At 69.9% G+C, this 15,734-nt stretch carries 13 protein-coding genes; 5 read left to right on the top strand and 8 right to left on the bottom strand.

Features of this window, described 5'->3' with window-relative positions:
• Positions 1 to 595 precede the first annotated feature (595 nt).
• Both gltB and H7I87_RS17965 read left to right on the top strand, forming a co-directional pair.
• The gene (gltB, locus tag H7I87_RS17970; protein ID WP_009974399.1) at positions 596 to 5,179 is read left to right on the top strand and encodes a glutamate synthase large subunit; all 4,584 of its coding nucleotides are present in this window, start codon (positions 596 to 598) and stop codon (positions 5,177 to 5,179) included.
• Positions 5,172 to 6,647 carry a glutamate synthase subunit beta gene (locus tag H7I87_RS17965; protein WP_003872116.1) on the top strand — a complete coding sequence of 492 codons (1,476 nt, stop codon included), beginning with the start codon at positions 5,172 to 5,174 and terminating at the stop codon, positions 6,645 to 6,647. Before gltB ends, H7I87_RS17965 begins: the two co-directional genes overlap by 8 nt.
• A gap of 361 nt (positions 6,648 to 7,008) precedes the next feature.
• Here the strand turns inward: H7I87_RS17965 and H7I87_RS17960 are convergent, their stop codons facing one another.
• The gene (locus tag H7I87_RS17960) at positions 7,009 to 7,860 is read right to left on the bottom strand and encodes an LLM class F420-dependent oxidoreductase (RefSeq protein WP_011723380.1); all 852 of its coding nucleotides are present in this window, start codon (positions 7,858 to 7,860) and stop codon (positions 7,009 to 7,011) included.
• Between the two features lie 51 nt (positions 7,861 to 7,911).
• On the opposite strand from H7I87_RS17960, the gene H7I87_RS17955 reads away from it, so the two are divergent.
• Entirely contained in the window at positions 7,912 to 8,352 is a 441-nt protein-coding gene (locus H7I87_RS17955; protein WP_011723381.1) for a hypothetical protein, read from the top strand.
• Positions 8,353 to 8,430: 78 nt separating this feature from the next.
• Entirely contained in the window at positions 8,431 to 9,435 is a 1,005-nt protein-coding gene (locus tag H7I87_RS17950) for a PHP domain-containing protein (RefSeq protein WP_011723382.1), read from the top strand.
• Between the two features lie 6 nt (positions 9,436 to 9,441).
• Here H7I87_RS17950 and dinB read toward each other — a convergent pair whose 3' ends face one another.
• Both dinB and H7I87_RS17940 read right to left on the bottom strand, forming a co-directional pair.
• Positions 9,442 to 10,644, bottom strand: coding sequence for a DNA polymerase IV (gene dinB, locus H7I87_RS17945; RefSeq protein WP_011723383.1), 1,203 nt, complete (start codon positions 10,642 to 10,644; stop codon positions 9,442 to 9,444).
• 29 nt (positions 10,645 to 10,673) lie between these two features.
• Positions 10,674 to 11,315, bottom strand: coding sequence for a TetR/AcrR family transcriptional regulator (locus tag H7I87_RS17940; RefSeq protein WP_011723384.1), 642 nt, complete (start codon positions 11,313 to 11,315; stop codon positions 10,674 to 10,676).
• Positions 11,316 to 11,392: 77 nt separating this feature from the next.
• On the opposite strand from H7I87_RS17940, the gene H7I87_RS17935 reads away from it, so the two are divergent.
• The gene (locus H7I87_RS17935) at positions 11,393 to 12,862 is read left to right on the top strand and encodes a flavin-containing monooxygenase (RefSeq protein WP_009974409.1); all 1,470 of its coding nucleotides are present in this window, start codon (positions 11,393 to 11,395) and stop codon (positions 12,860 to 12,862) included.
• Here H7I87_RS17935 and rraA read toward each other — a convergent pair.
• From rraA to H7I87_RS17910, 5 genes are all read right to left on the bottom strand, one after another.
• Positions 12,859 to 13,344: a ribonuclease E activity regulator RraA gene (gene rraA, locus H7I87_RS17930; protein WP_011723386.1), complete on the bottom strand. Its 486-nt coding sequence runs from the start codon at positions 13,342 to 13,344 to the stop codon at positions 12,859 to 12,861. The two genes, H7I87_RS17935 and rraA, sit on opposite strands and share 4 nt — an antisense overlap.
• Before the next feature lie 8 nt (positions 13,345 to 13,352).
• A complete protein-coding gene (locus H7I87_RS17925) occupies positions 13,353 to 13,763 on the bottom strand; it encodes an Rv3852 family protein (RefSeq protein WP_003872288.1) in 411 nt (136 codons plus the stop codon).
• 96 nt (positions 13,764 to 13,859) lie between these two features.
• Positions 13,860 to 14,366: a copper resistance CopC family protein gene (locus tag H7I87_RS17920; RefSeq protein ID WP_011723387.1), complete on the bottom strand. Its 507-nt coding sequence runs from the start codon at positions 14,364 to 14,366 to the stop codon at positions 13,860 to 13,862.
• Positions 14,363 to 14,995 carry a YcnI family copper-binding membrane protein gene (locus H7I87_RS17915; protein ID WP_011723388.1) on the bottom strand — a complete coding sequence of 211 codons (633 nt, stop codon included), beginning with the start codon at positions 14,993 to 14,995 and terminating at the stop codon, positions 14,363 to 14,365. Before H7I87_RS17915 ends, H7I87_RS17920 begins: the two co-directional genes overlap by 4 nt.
• Positions 14,996 to 15,000: 5 nt before the next feature.
• Positions 15,001 to 15,657: a DUF6474 family protein gene (locus H7I87_RS17910; protein WP_011723389.1), complete on the bottom strand. Its 657-nt coding sequence runs from the start codon at positions 15,655 to 15,657 to the stop codon at positions 15,001 to 15,003.
• Between the last annotated feature and the right edge of the window lie 77 nt (positions 15,658 to 15,734).

The raw sequence follows: 15,734 nt of genomic DNA, 5'->3' as shown, positions 1-15,734 counted from the left end.
GATCGTCGCGGCGGTGGCCCGGCCGCGGCGGGCTCGTCACGTGATGAGCGCCACGGTCCACCGTGCGACGCCGGATGTGACCGATACCCGTCCAGTATCGCCTCACTGGCCCGCGCGCCCTACCTGGTCGGCACCTGCAAACCCCGCCGGGACACCGCCCGGGCAGATACCCGCGTGCCAAAGCCGCCGCCGGCGCCCACACGCCGCTCACCAGCAAACTCGCGTCGGCGAGGGCCGCCCGCCGCGCCTCACCCGGGATCGGCGCTGTTGCGCCGAGAATTCCCGGCCCCGGTTGGCGGCCCGGCCGCCGCGGCGGCGGGTGGCGGCAGCGAAATTTTTCGGCGTCGCCCACCGGCGGTTAGACTTGTCGAAGTTGGCATGTCAGGCGGGTATTGTCATATCGTTTTACGACTTGTCGAGACCGGTTCCAGGCCACCGTTCAAAGCTGCACGGACGTCCCCAACAGGATCATCTCCGCCTGGCGCACAGCCCATCGAGACAAGGCCGACGGGGTTCTACCGCAACCTCCGGTGTGACCTCGTCGGGGCCGCTGCCAACGGCCGCGCAGAACGTTCAGGTGAAGGGTCAGGTGCATATGACGCCCAAGCGCGCCGGGTTGTACAACCCCGCGTTCGAGCACGACGCGTGCGGGGTAGCCATGGTCGTCGACATGCACGGCCGACGCAGCCGCGACATCGTCGACAAGGCGATCACCGCGTTGCTCAACCTCGAACACCGGGGTGCCCAGGGCGCCGAGCCGCGCAGCGGTGACGGCGCCGGCATCCTGATCCAGGTTCCCGACGCCTTCCTGCGCGAGGTGGTGGACTTCGAGCTGCCGCCCGAGGGCAGCTACGCCACCGGCATCGCGTTTTTGCCGCAGTCGTCCAAGGACGCCGCGACCGCTTGTGCCGCAGTGGAAAAGATCGCCGAGGCCGAGGGCCTGACGGTGTTGGGCTGGCGCAACGTCCCCACCGACGACTCGTCGCTGGGCGCGCTGTCGCGCGACGCCATGCCCACCTTCCGGCAGGTGTTCATGGCCGGCGCCTCGGGGATGACGCTGGAGCGCCGCGCCTACCTGGTGCGCAAGCGCGCCGAGCACGAGCTCGGCACCAAGGGCCCGGGTCAGGACGGTCCCGGACGCGAAACCGTTTACTTCCCAAGCCTTTCCGGTCAGACCTTCGTGTACAAGGGCATGCTGACCACCCCGCAGCTCAAGGCGTTCTACCTCGACCTGCAAGACGACCGGTTGACCAGCGCGCTGGGCATCGTGCACTCCCGCTTCTCCACCAACACTTTTCCGTCGTGGCCGCTGGCGCACCCGTTCCGGCGCATCGCGCACAACGGTGAGATCAACACCGTCACCGGCAACGAGAACTGGATGCGGGCGCGCGAGGCGCTGATCAAGACCGACGTGTTCGGCACCGAGGCCGACGTCGAGAAGCTGTTCCCGATCTGCACCCCGGGCGCCTCGGACACCGCGCGTTTCGACGAGGTGCTCGAGCTGCTCCACCTCGGTGGGCGCAGCCTGGCCCACGCGGTGTTGATGATGATCCCCGAGGCCTGGGAACGGCACGAGTCGATGGACCCCGCCCGGCGGGCGTTCTACCAGTACCACGCCTCGTTGATGGAGCCCTGGGACGGCCCGGCGTCGATGACCTTCACCGACGGAACCGTCATCGGCGCGGTGCTCGACCGAAACGGCTTGCGCCCCTCGCGGATCTGGGTCACCGAGGACGGCTTGGTGGTGATGGCGTCGGAGGCCGGTGTGCTGGATCTGGACCCGGCCACGGTGGTGCGCCGGATGCGGTTGCAGCCCGGCCGGATGTTCCTGGTGGACACCGCCCAGGGCCGGATCGTCTCCGACGAGGAGATCAAGGCGGAGCTGGCCGCCGAGCACCCCTACCAGGAGTGGCTGGACCGCAACCTGGTCCCGCTCGACGACCTGCCGCAGGGCGACTACAAGCGGATGCCGCACGACCGACTGGTCAAGCGGCAGCAGACCTTTGGCTACACCTACGAGGAACTGAACCTGTTGGTGGCGCCGATGGTGCGTACCGGCGCCGAGCCGATCGGGTCGATGGGCACCGACACCCCGGTCGCGGTGCTCTCGCAGCGGCCGCGGATGCTCTACGACTACTTCCAGCAACTCTTCGCGCAGGTGACCAACCCGCCGCTGGACGCCATCCGCGAGGAGGTGGTGACCAGCCTGCAGGGCACCACCGGCGGCGAGCGCGACCTGCTCACCCCGACCGAGCTGTCGTGTCACCAGATCGTGTTGTCCCAGCCGATCCTGCGTAACCGTGAGCTGGCGAAGCTGGTCAACCTGAACCCCGACGACGAGGTCAACGGGCGCCCACATGGCATGCGTTCCAAGGTGATTCGCTGCCTGTACCCGGTGGCCGAGGGCGGCGCCGGGCTGGCCGCGGCCCTGGAGGACGTGCGCGCGCAGGCCTCGGCGGCGATCGCCGACGGCGCGCGGGTGATCATCCTGTCCGACCGCGAATCCGACGAGAAGATGGCGCCCATCCCGTCGCTGCTGGCGGTGGCCGGGGTGCACCACCACCTGGTGCGCGACCGCACCCGCACGCACGTCGGCCTGGTGGTGGAAAGCGGTGACGCCCGCGAGGTGCACCACATGGCCGCCCTGGTCGGCTTCGGCGCCGCGGCGATCAACCCCTACATGGTGTTCGAGTCGATCGAGGACATGCTCGACCGCGGCGTCATCGAGGGCATCGACCGCAACACCGCGCTGAACAACTACGTCAAGGCCGCCGGCAAGGGTGTGCTGAAAGTGATGTCCAAGATGGGCATTTCGACGCTGGCCTCCTACACCGGCGCGCAGTTGTTCCAGGCGGTCGGCATTTCCGAGGACGTGCTCGACGAGTACTTCACCGGGCTGAGCTGCCCCATCGGCGGCATCACCCTGGACGACATCGCCGCCGACGTCGCCGCCCGGCACGCGCTGGCCTACCTGGACCGCCCCAACGAACGCGCGCACCGCGAGCTCGAGGTGGGCGGGGAATACCAGTGGCGCCGCGAGGGCGAGTACCACCTGTTCAACCCGGAGACGGTGTTCAAGCTGCAGCACGCCACCCGCACCGGCCAGTACAAGATCTTCAAGGACTACACCCGGCTGGTCGACGACCAGAGCGAGCGGATGGCGTCGCTGCGCGGCCTGCTCAAGTTCCGCGCCGGGGTGCGGCCGCCGGTTCCGCTGGAAGAGGTCGAGCCGGCGAGCGAGATCGTCAAGCGCTTCTCGACCGGGGCGATGAGCTACGGCTCGATCTCCGCCGAGGCGCACGAGACGCTGGCCATCGCCATGAACCGGCTGGGCGGACGATCCAACAGCGGCGAGGGCGGCGAGGACGTCAAGCGCTTCGACCGCGACCCCGACGGCAGCTGGCGGCGCAGCGCCATCAAGCAGGTCGCCTCGGGCCGGTTCGGTGTCACCTCGCACTACCTGACGAACTGCACCGACATTCAGATCAAAATGGCCCAGGGCGCGAAACCCGGTGAGGGCGGCCAACTTCCGGGGCACAAGGTGTACCCGTGGGTGGCCGAGGTGCGGCACTCCACCCCCGGTGTCGGCCTGATCTCGCCGCCGCCGCACCACGACATCTACTCCATCGAGGACCTGGCCCAGCTGATCCACGACCTGAAGAACGCCAACCCGGCCGCCCGGGTGCACGTCAAGCTGGTCTCGGAGAACGGCGTCGGCACAGTGGCCGCGGGCGTGTCCAAGGCGCACGCCGACGTGGTGCTGATCTCCGGTCACGACGGCGGCACCGGCGCCACCCCGCTCACCTCGATGAAGCATGCCGGCGCGCCCTGGGAGCTGGGGCTGGCCGAGACGCAGCAGACGTTGCTGCTGAACGGATTACGCGACCGGATCGTCGTCCAGGTCGACGGCCAGCTCAAGACCGGACGCGACGTAATGATCGCGGCGCTGCTGGGCGCCGAGGAATTCGGCTTCGCCACCGCGCCGCTGGTGGTGTCCGGCTGCATCATGATGCGGGTCTGCCACCTGGACACCTGTCCCGTCGGCGTGGCCACCCAGAACCCGGTGCTGCGGGAACGGTTCACCGGCAAGCCCGAGTTCGTGGAGAACTTCTTCATGTTCATCGCCGAAGAAGTCCGGGAATACATGGCGCAGTTGGGATTCCGCACCCTCAACGAGGCCGTCGGCCAGGTGAAGTCGCTGGACACCACGCTGGCGCGGGCGCATTGGAAGGCGCACCGGCTGGACCTGGGCCCGGTGCTGCACGAGCCGGAATCGGCGTTCATGAACCAGGACCTGTACTGCAGCTCACGCCAGGACCACGGCCTGGACAAGGCGCTCGACCAGCAGTTGATCGTGATGAGCCGCGAGGCGCTGGACTCCGGCAAGCCGGTGCGGTTCTCCACCACGATCAGCAACGTCAACCGCACGGTGGGCACCATGCTCGGCCACGAGGTGACCAAAGCCTATGGCGGCCAAGGGTTGCCGGACGGCACCATCGACATCACCTTCGACGGGTCGGCGGGCAACAGCTTCGGCGCGTTCGTGCCGCGCGGCATCACCCTGCGGGTCTACGGCGACGCCAACGACTACGTGGGCAAGGGCCTGTCCGGTGGCCGGATCGTGGTCCGGCCGTCGGACAACGCGCCGGCCGACTACGTCGCCGAGGACAACATCATCGGCGGCAACGTGATCCTGTTCGGCGCCACCAGCGGGGAGGCGTACCTGCGCGGTGTCGTCGGCGAGCGGTTCGCGGTCCGCAACTCCGGGGCGCACGCCGTCGTCGAGGGCGTCGGCGACCACGGCTGCGAATACATGACGGGCGGCAAGGTCGTCGTGCTCGGCCGCACCGGCCGCAACTTCGCGGCCGGAATGTCCGGCGGTGTGGCCTACATCTACGACCCGCCCGGCGAATTCCCGCAACATCTCAACGCGGAGATGGTCGAGCTCGAGAGCTTGGACGACGATGACATCGAGTGGCTGCACGGCATGATTCAGGCACACGTCGACGCCACGGATTCCGCTGTGGGCCAGCGGATTCTGGGCGACTGGGCGCAACAGCAGCGGCACTTCGTCAAGGTGATGCCGCGCGACTACAAGCGGGTGCTGCAGGCCATCGCCGAAGCCGAACGTGACGGCGGCGATGTCGACAAGGCGATCATGGCGGCCGCGCATGGCTGATCCGAGCGGCTTCCTGAAATACACGCATCGGGAACTGCCGAAGCGCCGGCCTGTCCCGCTGCGGTTGCGCGACTGGCGAGAGGTCTACGAGGAATTCGACCACGGGACCCTGCGCGAGCAGGCCACTCGATGCATGGACTGCGGTATTCCGTTCTGCCACAACGGTTGTCCGCTGGGCAACCTGATCCCGGAGTGGAATGACCTGGTGCGCACCGGGCGGTGGCGCGACGCCATCGAGCGGCTGCACGCCACCAACAACTTCCCGGACTTCACCGGGCGGCTGTGCCCGGCTCCGTGCGAGCCGGCCTGCGTGCTCGGCATCAACCAGGACCCGGTGACGATCAAGCAGATCGAGCTGGAGATCATCGACAACGCCTTCGACGAGGGCTGGGTGCAGCCGCTGCCGCCGGACAAGCTGACCGGCAAGAAGGTCGCCGTGGTCGGCTCCGGCCCGGCGGGTCTGGCCGCCGCCCAGCAGCTGACCCGGGCCGGGCACAGCGTCACCGTCTTCGAGCGGTCCGACAAGATCGGCGGGCTGCTGCGCTACGGCATCCCGGAATTCAAGATGGAAAAGCGGGTCCTGGACCGCCGGCTGGACCAGATGCGCGCCGAGGGAACCGAATTCCGCGCCGGCGTCAACGTCGGTGTCGACATCACCGCGGACCAGCTGCGCGCCGATTTCGACGCCGTCGTGCTGGCCGGCGGCGCCACCGCCTGGCGGGATCTGCCCATTCCCGGCCGGGAGCTGGACGGCATCCACCAGGCGATGGAGTTCTTGCCGTGGGGCAACCGGCAAGCCTCGGGCGACCTGGACGAGGCCGACATGGACGCCGACGGGCAGCCGCCGATCACCGCCAAGGGCAAGAAGGTCATCATCATCGGCGGCGGCGACACCGGCGCCGACTGCCTGGGCACCGTGCACCGGCAGGGCGCCACCGAGGTGCACCAGTTCGAGATCATGCCGCGTCCGCCGGACACCCGCGCCCCGTCCACCCCGTGGCCGACCTACCCGCTGATGTACCGGGTGTCCTCGGCGCACGAGGAGGGCGGCGAACGGGTGTTCTCGGTCAACACCGAGGAGTTCGTCGGCGAGAACGGTCGCGTCACGGCGCTCAAGGCGCACGAGGTGACCATGGAGGACGGCAAGTTCGTCAAGGTCGAGGGCTCGGAGTTCGAACTCGAGGCCGACCTGGTGCTGCTGGCGATGGGATTCGTCGGCCCCGAGAAGGAGGGCCTGCTCACCGACCTCGGGGTGAAGTTCACCGAGCGCGGCAACGTCGCGCGCGGCGCCGATTTCGACACTTCGATTCCGGGCGTGTTCGTGGCCGGGGACATGGGTCGCGGCCAGTCGTTGATCGTCTGGGCGATAGCTGAGGGCCGGGCGGCCGCGGCGGCGGCGGATCGGTTCCTGATGGGCGCCACCGCGCTGCCGGCGCCGGTCAAACCCACCGCGGTACCACTGCAGTAGTAACACCAGTCACACCAGAAACACGACCGGTTTCACTCGGCGCGTCTCCCACAGTTTGCCAGGACGTTGGTGTCTAATAACCCGTTGTGAGCCCGCTCACAGGGGGGTCACACCGGTTTCCCGGTTGAAGGACCGACCGCAGGAGTGTTCGTTGTGCATATCAATCCAGTACCTCGGTCGCGGATGGGGCGAATCGCCTGGTCATGGCTGCGTCATCCGGTGAAGAGCCGCGAGTTCCCCGCCAAGCACGAGCGTCTGGTCACCGCGCAGGACCTTCTGCTGTTCGGTGTGTGATCGCCGGGCCGACGTGGCGTCCGACCCCCGGTGTGTTTGCTCGCGGCGGGCCCGGCGAGCGGGTGCCTCAAGACCGCAATAACCCCGAGTCGCGGATCGCCTCGGCGAGCGGCTCCAGCACCGCGGGGTCGTGCGGCGGCGGCAGGTAGACGATGCCGAGATCCAATCCCTCGGCGGCCAGCGCGGCCGCGTCGTCGATGACCTTGCCGTAGTCCAGGTCCGGCTCCAGCCGCAGGTGCGCCGAGAGCAGGATCTCCTTGGGGTCACGGCCGATGTCCGCGCAATGCGAGGCCAGCACGTCGCGCTTGTGGGCGAAGACGTCCGGCGGGCCGCCGACGAAGTTCCAGTGCTGGGCGTAGCGGGCGGTGATCCGCAGGGTGCGCTTCTCCCCGCTGCCGCCGATGCAGATCGGCGGGTGCGGCCGCTGCGGTCCCTTCGGCTCGTTGCGGGCCCCCTTGAGCTGGTAGAACTTGCCGTCGAAGTCGGTGGTCTCCTGGCTGAGCAGGCTGGTCAGCACCGCGCACGCCTCCTCGAAGCGGTCGAAGCGTTCCCGGATGCTGCCCAGTTCGATGCCGTAGGCGCCGGACTCCTCCTCGTTCCAGCCGGCGCCGATGCCGAGCTCGAGCCGGCCGCCGGAGATGATGTCGACCGCGGCGGCCATGTTGGCCAGCACCGCGGGGTGGCGGTAGTGGATCCCGGTGACCAGAGTGCCCAGCCGCAGCCGCTTGGTGGCCTGCGCCAGCGCGGTCAGCGTCGTCCAGCCCTCCAGGCAGGGGCCGCTGCTGTCGGAGAAGATCGGGTAGAAGTGGTCGAACGTCCAGCCGGATTCGTAGACGTCGATGTCGTCGGCCGCTTGCCAGACGGCCAGCATCTGGGCCCAGGTGGTGTTCTGCGGGGAGGTCTTGAAGGCGAATCGCATGACGCCGACGTTAGTCGGTCTTTATGAAGGACAACTAAACTCGACGTTCTGATGACGTTCGGTTGTGGCTCCCTGGGACTCGACACCAAGATCACCCTGCTGGCCGCGGGGCTGATCTTTTTGCTCGCGCTGATCCTGGGCGTGTGGAAGTACCGCGAGATGATGACCTCGGAGAACCACCTTGCGCATCCTTACGTCGACATCGCGCACCGGGCGGCCCTGCTGTACTCGTTCGCCACGCTGCTGATCGCGGTGTTCGTGCAACTGAGCGCCTGGCCGGTGTGGGTGAACCTGGCCGCGGCCGGGGTGCTGGTCTTCTTCTTCCTGGCGGCCATCCTGGCCTACATCGGCCACGGCGCGCGGCGCGACACCGTCAACCAGTTCGAGCGCCCCACCGCCGGACTGCGGTGGTCGATGGCCGCGCTGATCGTCGGGGAGATCGGCGGGTTCGGCGTGCTGTTCGCCGGGTTCGTCGCCGGACAGCTGTGGTGATCCGCGCGGGGGTTCGGCGGTGATCTGCGGCGCCCGGCCTCTCCGCGCTGGCGGTCACCGCGCGGGCACACTGGAGTCATGGACCCGGTAGTTGCGCTGCGGCAGATCGCGTACTACAAGGACCGCAGCCGCCACGACCCCAGGCGGGTGATGGCCTACCGCAACGCGGCCGATGTCATCGAGGGCCTCGACGAGGCGACGCGGGAGCGCCACGGGCAGGCCAACAGCTGGCAGTCGCTGCCCGGCATCGGACCCAAGACCGCCAAGGTGATCGCGCAGGCCTGGTCCGGTCGCGAACCCGACATGCTGGTCGAATTGCGTTCTGCCGCAGAGGATCTCGGTGGCGGCGATATCCGTTCGGCGCTGCGCGGCGATCTGCATGTGCACTCGAACTGGTCGGACGGTTCGGCGCCGATCGAGGAGATGATGGCCGCCGCGGCGGCGCTCGGTCACGAATACTGCGCGCTGACCGACCATTCGCCGCGGCTGACCATCGCCAACGGCCTGTCGCCGGAGCGGCTGCGCAAGCAGCTCGACGTGATCGACCGGCTGCAGGACACCGTCGCGCCGATGCGCATCCTGACCGGGATCGAGGTGGACATCCTCGAGGACGGCGGGCTGGACCAGGAACCCGAACTGCTGGAGCGGCTCGACGTCGTGGTGGCCAGCGTGCACTCCAAGCTGTCGATGGATTCCGCCGCGATGACCCGCCGGATGCTGCGCGCCGTGCAAAATCCGCACGCCGACGTGCTCGGCCACTGCACCGGCCGGTTGGTGTCCGGCAACCGCGGCATCCGGCCGGAGTCCAAGTTCGACGCCGAGGCGGTGTTCACCGCCTGCCGCGAGCACGGCACCGCGGTGGAGATCAACTCCCGGCCGGAACGCCGCGACCCGCCGACCCGGCTGCTGAACCTGGCGCTGGAGATGGGCTGCGTGTTCAGCATCGACACCGATGCGCACGCGCCGGGCCAGCTGGAATTCCTCGGCTACGGCGCCCAGCGCGCCCTGGACGCCGGGGTGCCCGTCGACCGGATCGTCAACACCTGGCCGGCCGAACGGCTGCTGGAGTGGACGGCCGGCTAGGTCCGATCAGTCCGGCAGGTGCGGCATCTCGAGTCCCGGGTCGCGGCCCAGCAACACCGCCGGCGTCAGCGCCGCCTTGCCGTAGCGGCGCCGGACCCGGTCGATCGCGGCGTCGATGGCATCTGGCGGCCGACCCTCGAACGGCAGCATCAACTGCTGGGCGCCGTCGCGGTCGATGCCCGACACGGCGAAGCCGACCAGCGTCAGCCCGCGCCGCGCGATCATCGGCGCCGCGCCCGCCACCAGCCGCCGGGCGGCGGCCAGGATCGGCGCGGTGGACGACGTGGCCCACGGCAAGGTGTGCGAGCGGGTCGCCCGGGTGAAGTCGTCGAAGCGCAGCCGCAGCACCACGGTGCGACCGGTGCGCCCGGCGGCGCGCATGCGGCCGGTGATGCGGTCGATCAGGTTGACCACCACGGCGTCGATCTCGCTGTCGGACATGGTGTTTCCGGCCCGGCCCAGCGCCCGCTGGGCGCCGACCGACCGGCGCCGCACACCGGTGCTCACCCGCCTGCGGTCGATGTTGCGGGACAGCGCGTACAGCTGCCGGCCCATTGCGGCGCCCACCATCGAGCCCAGCGTCGACTCGCTGAGCTCGGCCACGTCGGCCACGGTGGCGATGCCGTGCGCGCGCAGCTTCTCGGCCGTCACCGCCCCCACGCCCCACAGCCGGCGCACCGGCAGCGGGCGCAGGAAGGCCAGCTCCTGATCGGGCGGCACCAGCAACAGCCCGTCCGGCTTGGCCTGCTGGCTGGCCACCTTGGCCAGGAACTTGGTCCGGGCGATCCCGACGGTGATCGGCAGCCCGACCCGGTCGCGCACGTCGGCGCGCAGCCGCTGCGCGATGGCCACCGGCGTGCCGGACACCCGGCGCAGCCCGCCCACATCGAGGAACGCCTCGTCGACCGACAGCGCCTCCACCAGCGGGGTGCACTCGCGGAACACCCGGAAAACGGCGTCGCTGGCGCGGGTGTAGGCGTGCATCCGCGGCGGCACCACCACGGCGTGCGGGCAGAGCCGGCGGGCCTGCGCCCCGCCCATCGCGGTCCGCACGCCGTAAGCCTTGGCCTCGTAGCTGGCCGCCAGCACCACGCCGCCGCCGACGATCACCGGCCGGCCGCGCAGTGTCGGGTCGTCGCGCTGTTCCACCGACGCGTAGAAGGAGTCCAGGTCGGCGTGCAGGATGGACGCATCACACCGCACGAACATATGTTCGCATGCGGTGCCGACAGGCGGCGCTAGCCGGATTCGCCGTAGATGCTGCTGACCCAGATGTGGGTGAGGGTGTCGACCACCCGGTCCTCGGCGACGGCCGGGGTCTCGGCGGACAGGGCGGCCATCATGGTGCGCTCGTTCATCTGGTTCAACGACGTGGCCAGGTCGGCGGCGGGAATGGTGTCCGGCGCCGCGCCGCGCTCGCGTTCGGCGGTGATCATGGCCGCGGTCTGGTCGATCCACTTCTGCATGAATCCCGACCACACCGAGCGCAGCTCGGAGCTGGTGGCCAGCGCCTCGGTGGCCGCGCGGGCCAGCGCGCGATGCGAGCTGAACGCGGTGAAGAACGCCTTGATGCCGTTGCGCCACACCCGCCGCGGGTCTGTCGGCAGCCGCTGCACGGCACCGTCGAACTCGGCGTCGGCCCGGGCGATCACCGGCTCGAGCAGCGAGAGCACCACCGCCTCTTTGGACTTGAAATAGAAGTAGAACGTGGGCCGGGACAGCCCGGCGCCCTTGGCCAGGTCGTCGACCGAGATGCCGGCGAACGGCCGAGTCTCCAGCAGTCGCAAGGCGGTGGCGAGGATGGCCTGCTCGCGCTCGTCGCCGGTGGGGCGGATGGCGCGACGGCCCCGCAGGGCGCGCGTCTGGCCGGCGGTAGTCACGGCCGCTACTTTACACGCCGTCGATAAATTCGACAGGGTGTTGACCACTTCGACAGGGTGTTGATAGCGTGGTTTTCATGACTGAACACCTTGACGTCCTCATCGTGGGCGCCGGAATCTCCGGCGTGAGTGCCGCCTGGCACCTGCAGAACCGCTGCCCCACCAAGAGCTACGCCATCCTGGAACGCCGCGCCGACCTGGGCGGCACCTGGGACCTGTTCAAGTACCCGGGCATCCGGTCCGACTCCGACATGTTCACGCTCGGCTTCCGGTTCAAGCCGTGGCGGTCGGCGAAGTCGATCGCCGACGGCGCGTCGATCAAGGCCTACATCAAGGAGGCCGCGGTCGAGAACCGGATCGAGCCGCACATCCGCTACCGGCACCGGGTGGTGGCCGCCGACTGGTCCGATGCCGACAACCGCTGGACGGTGACCGTGGAACACGACGGCCAGCGCAGCGAGATCACCTGCTCGTTCCTGTTCGCCTGCACCGGCTACTACAACTACGACGAGGGCTACTCGCCCACCTTCCCCGGGGCCGAGGATTTCGGCGGCACCATCGTCCACCCGCAGCACTGGCCCGAGGACCTCGACTATGCGGGCAAGCGCATCGTGGTCATCGGCTCCGGCGCCACCGCGATCACCCTGATCCCGGCCCTGGTGAACTCCGGCGCCGGGCATGTGACGATGCTGCAGCGCTCGCCGACCTACATCGGCTCGCTGCCCGGGGTCGACCCGTTCGCCGAGCGGGCCAACCGGCTGCTGCCCGACCGGCTGGCGCACATGGCCAACCGCTGGAAAGCCATCGCGTTCAGCACCTTCCAGTACCAGCTGTCCCGCAAGGCCCCGGCCTACATGCGCAAGACGCTGATGACGATGGCCAAGCGCCGCCTGCCCGAGGGCTACGACGTGGAAAAGCACTTCGGGCCGCGCTACAACGTGTGGGACGAGCGGCTGTGCCTGGCCCCCGACGGCGACTTCTTCCGCACCATCCGGCACGGCAAGGCCGACGTCGTCACCGACACCATCGACCGGTTCACCACGACCGGCATCAGGCTGAACTCCGGCGAGGAACTGCCGGCCGACATCATCGTCACCGCAACGGGATTGAACATGCAGCTGCTCGGTGGGGTGACGCCGACCCGCAACGGCGACCCGGTCGACCTGACGTCGCTGATGACCTACAAGGGGCTGATGTTCTCCGGGATGCCGAACTTCGCCATCACGTTCGGCTACACCAACGCATCGTGGACGCTGAAGGCCGACCTGGTCTCCGAATTCGTCTGCCGGCTGCTGAACTACATGGACGCCAAGGGGTTTGACTTCGTGGAGCCGCAACACCCGGGCGAGGACGTCGACGCGCTGCCGTTCATGGACTTCACTCCGGGCTACTTCCGCCGGTCGATGCACCTGCTGCCCAAGTCTGGGTCGCGGGCCCCGTGGCGGCTCAAGCAGAACTACTTCTTCGACATGCGGACCATCCGGCGCGGCAGGGTCGACGACGAGGGCCTGAAGTTCGCGAAAAAGCGTGCGCCGGTAGCGGTTTAGTCTCCTGCAGCGACGACGACGATCCCGTCGTCGTCGCTGTAGGCGATGTCGCCGGGCGTGAACGTCACACCGCCGAGGGTGATGTCGACGTCGCGCTCGCCGGCGCCGGTCTTGGTGCTCTTGCGCGGATTGGTGCCCAGCGCCTTGACGCCGATGTCCATGCCGCGCAGGGCGGCGCTGTCGCGCACCGCACCGTTGACGATCAGCCCGGCCCAGCCGTTGGCGCGGGCCAGCTCGGCGATGACGTCGCCGACCAGCGCGGTGTGCAGCGAGCCGCCGCCGTCGACCACCAGGACTCCGCCGCCACCCGGCTCGGAGAGCACCGATTTGAGCAGCGCGTTGTCCTGGAAGCAGCGCACCGTGCTGATCGGCCCGGCGAATTCGGTGCGCCCGCCGAGCTGACGGAATTGCAGGTCGCAGCTGCGCACGTCGGGCCCGATGTCGTCGACCAGGTCGGCGGTGGGCCGAAAGGAAACGGTCACGTCGGCGCTCAGCGGCGGCGCAGCTGGCGGATGAGCAGGATAGCCAGCAGGCTGACGGCGACGGCGACGATCAGCGGCACCGGCGACTGACCCGCCGCCGGACCGACCACCGCGGGAGCCACCGGGTTATCCGCGGCTTCGACGGTCGACTTCGCTTGTGCGGCAGCATCTTTGGCGGCGGCGGTCAGGTCCCCGTTGGTGTCGGCCCGCTGCCCGCCGCCGGTGGGGGTGTTCTTGGCCGGCGCCTTCTTCGCGGGGGCCTTCTTGGCGGGTGCCTTCTTGGCGGGCGCCTTCTTCGCAGGTGCCTTCTTGGCCGGCGCTTTCGCGGTCTTCTTGGCCGCCTTGGCGGGCGGTTTCTTCTCCGGCGGGTCGCCGGCGCCGTCGGCTGCGCTGTTGGTGGGGTCCTGCGGGTCTGCCATGCGGCCGCTCCTCGACCTTCCTCTGTCGTCGTTCCCTGGCTCACCGGGGTCTTCGACCCATCATGCCAGGACGCCTCCCGCCGCCCGGGCCGCCGGTCACCGCCCGCGCCGGGCCGCCCACCAGGCGCCCCCGGCGATCAGCGCCGCCGCGGCCGCCACGAACGGCCAGACCGGCACCGCGCCGCCACCCCCGCCGGCGTGCCCGGCCGCGGCGGGCCCCGGTGTGCCGGTGCCGGGCACGGTCAGCCGGAACGACCAGGATCCCGCCACCACGTGGCCGTCCGCGGAGGTCACCCGGTAGTTCGCCGTGTACGTCCCGGCCGGCCCCAGCGGTCGCACCGCCACGCTGACCACCGCGCCCTGCACGGTGGGCTCTCCGGTGGACCACACGTTGCCGTCCGGCCCGACCACCGTCATCGCGGCGAAGGTGGTTTGCAGCTGCTCGTTGAAGGTCGCGCTGACCCGGTGCGGCCCGGTCGTCAGCGCCGCGTCGGCGGCGGGGTCGGTCGCCACGCGGGCGGCGTGCGCCCACGCCGCGGGCGCGGTCAGCCCGGCGATCAGGACCAGGGCGCCGACGCACGCGCCAACCGCCCAGCGCCTCATGCCCGCCGGCGGACCAGGGCGATCGCGATGCCGAGCGCGGCCAGCACCAGCGCGGCGCCGCCCAGCCACCGCGCGGCGTTGTCGGCCGCGGCGGGCCCGCCGGGGTGCTGGTGGCCGGCCGCCGGCCCGGCGGCCAGGGCGAGCGTCGGGGCCGGGTGCTCGGGCTCGCCGCCGTCGGGCAGCGGCGGCTGATCCCACTTGACCACGGTGCCGTCGGCGTAGGTCTGGGTGGCCGGAAAGCTGACGGTGTCGGCGTCGGGCAGCTTCACCGACAGCCGGAACAGGGCGAACTGGTCGGGCCCGATGCCGCCGCCCGCGGCGGCGGTCCAGGTGACCGAGCGGACGGTGCCGGATGCCGCGTCCCGGTCCAGCCGGGCCGTCCAGCCCGGCATGGTCTCGGTGTGCGCCGCGGCCACGTTGGGCAGCGCGACGGTCAGCGCGGTGGTGGCGGCCCCGGTGTTGGATTCGTTGGGCACCTGGAAGGTGACGACGGCCATGGCGCCGCGCACCGGGTTGTCGCTGCCGGCGTGCACGTGCGCCGACGCGATCGGGGACCAGGCCACCGATCCGAGGCACAGGGCGGCGACGGCGACCAGCAGGCGCGGGGCCCGGCGCTTGCGCGGCGGCATGCGGGTCAGCTCAACCCGAGGCGGGCCATCAGGTCCGCCTCGATGCCGTCGAGCTGCGAGGAGATGGCGGCGTGTGCCGCCCGGCGTCGGGCGGCGGGCATGTTCTCCGCGGCGGTCACCGCGGCCGCCAGGTCGGTGAGCCGCTCGGAGATGGCGGCGACGAACTGCTTCGTCTCGCCGTCCTTGGGTTTGCGTTCCTGCACCATCCGCAACGACTTCTCCGCCCCGGCGATGCGGGCCGACAGCTGGGCGCCGTGGCCGGAGAACTGGCCGATCTTGGCCAACGGGATGCCCAGCCGATCGGCGCGGCGCTGGTCGATCAGCGCGCGCGCCGAGACGGCGGCGCGGTAGACGAGCGGGGTGAGGATCGGGGCGAGCAGCCGGGACACCGTGAGGATCCGCCGGATTCGGGTGGGCGACAAGATCTTGCCCTCCCGCGCGGCCTTGAGTTCGGCCTCGGCGACTTTAAGGGCGTTGCGGTCGCTGTCGCGCTGCGCCCTGATCTGCGCCTTGAGCGCCTTGTCCTGGGCGCGCAGCGCGGATTTGGCGCGGCGGGCCTCGTTCTTGGCGGCCAGCTTGGCCTCCAGCTTGGCGCGGGCCTTGATCGCGCGGGCTTCGGCGCGACGCGTCGCGCGGCTCTTTCGCTTGCGGAACAGGCCCATTCCCTCACCGCTCCCCGGTAATTTCGCTGGCAATCGTTCTCTGACGCTCTCGCGTTGCGCGATCCGTGAGCCAACCC

The organism is Mycobacterium timonense, assembly GCF_025821985.1.
In the GTDB taxonomy this organism is placed as follows: domain Bacteria; phylum Actinomycetota; class Actinomycetes; order Mycobacteriales; family Mycobacteriaceae; genus Mycobacterium; species Mycobacterium avium.
This window is presented reverse-complemented; position numbering and strand designations above follow the sequence as displayed.

Bases quoted from the DNA above. Each gene is read 5' to 3' on its own strand.
- gltB (WP_009974399.1), top strand. From the start codon at position 596: ATGACGCCCAAGCGCGCCGGGTTGTACAACCCCGCGTTCGAGCACGAC.
- H7I87_RS17965 (WP_003872116.1), top strand. From the start codon at position 5,172: ATGGCTGATCCGAGCGGCTTCCTGAAATACACGCATCGGGAACTGCCG.
- H7I87_RS17960 (WP_011723380.1), bottom strand. From the start codon at position 7,860: ATGCGATTCGCCTTCAAGACCTCCCCGCAGAACACCACCTGGGCCCAG.
- H7I87_RS17955 (WP_011723381.1), top strand. From the start codon at position 7,912: ATGACGTTCGGTTGTGGCTCCCTGGGACTCGACACCAAGATCACCCTG.
- H7I87_RS17950 (WP_011723382.1), top strand. From the start codon at position 8,431: ATGGACCCGGTAGTTGCGCTGCGGCAGATCGCGTACTACAAGGACCGC.
- dinB (WP_011723383.1), bottom strand. From the start codon at position 10,644: ATGTTCGTGCGGTGTGATGCGTCCATCCTGCACGCCGACCTGGACTCC.
- H7I87_RS17935 (WP_009974409.1), top strand. From the start codon at position 11,393: ATGACTGAACACCTTGACGTCCTCATCGTGGGCGCCGGAATCTCCGGC.
- H7I87_RS17925 (WP_003872288.1), bottom strand. From the start codon at position 13,763: ATGGCAGACCCGCAGGACCCCACCAACAGCGCAGCCGACGGCGCCGGC.
- H7I87_RS17920 (WP_011723387.1), bottom strand. From the start codon at position 14,366: ATGAGGCGCTGGGCGGTTGGCGCGTGCGTCGGCGCCCTGGTCCTGATC.
- H7I87_RS17915 (WP_011723388.1), bottom strand. From the start codon at position 14,995: ATGCCGCCGCGCAAGCGCCGGGCCCCGCGCCTGCTGGTCGCCGTCGCC.
- H7I87_RS17910 (WP_011723389.1), bottom strand. From the start codon at position 15,657: ATGGGCCTGTTCCGCAAGCGAAAGAGCCGCGCGACGCGTCGCGCCGAA.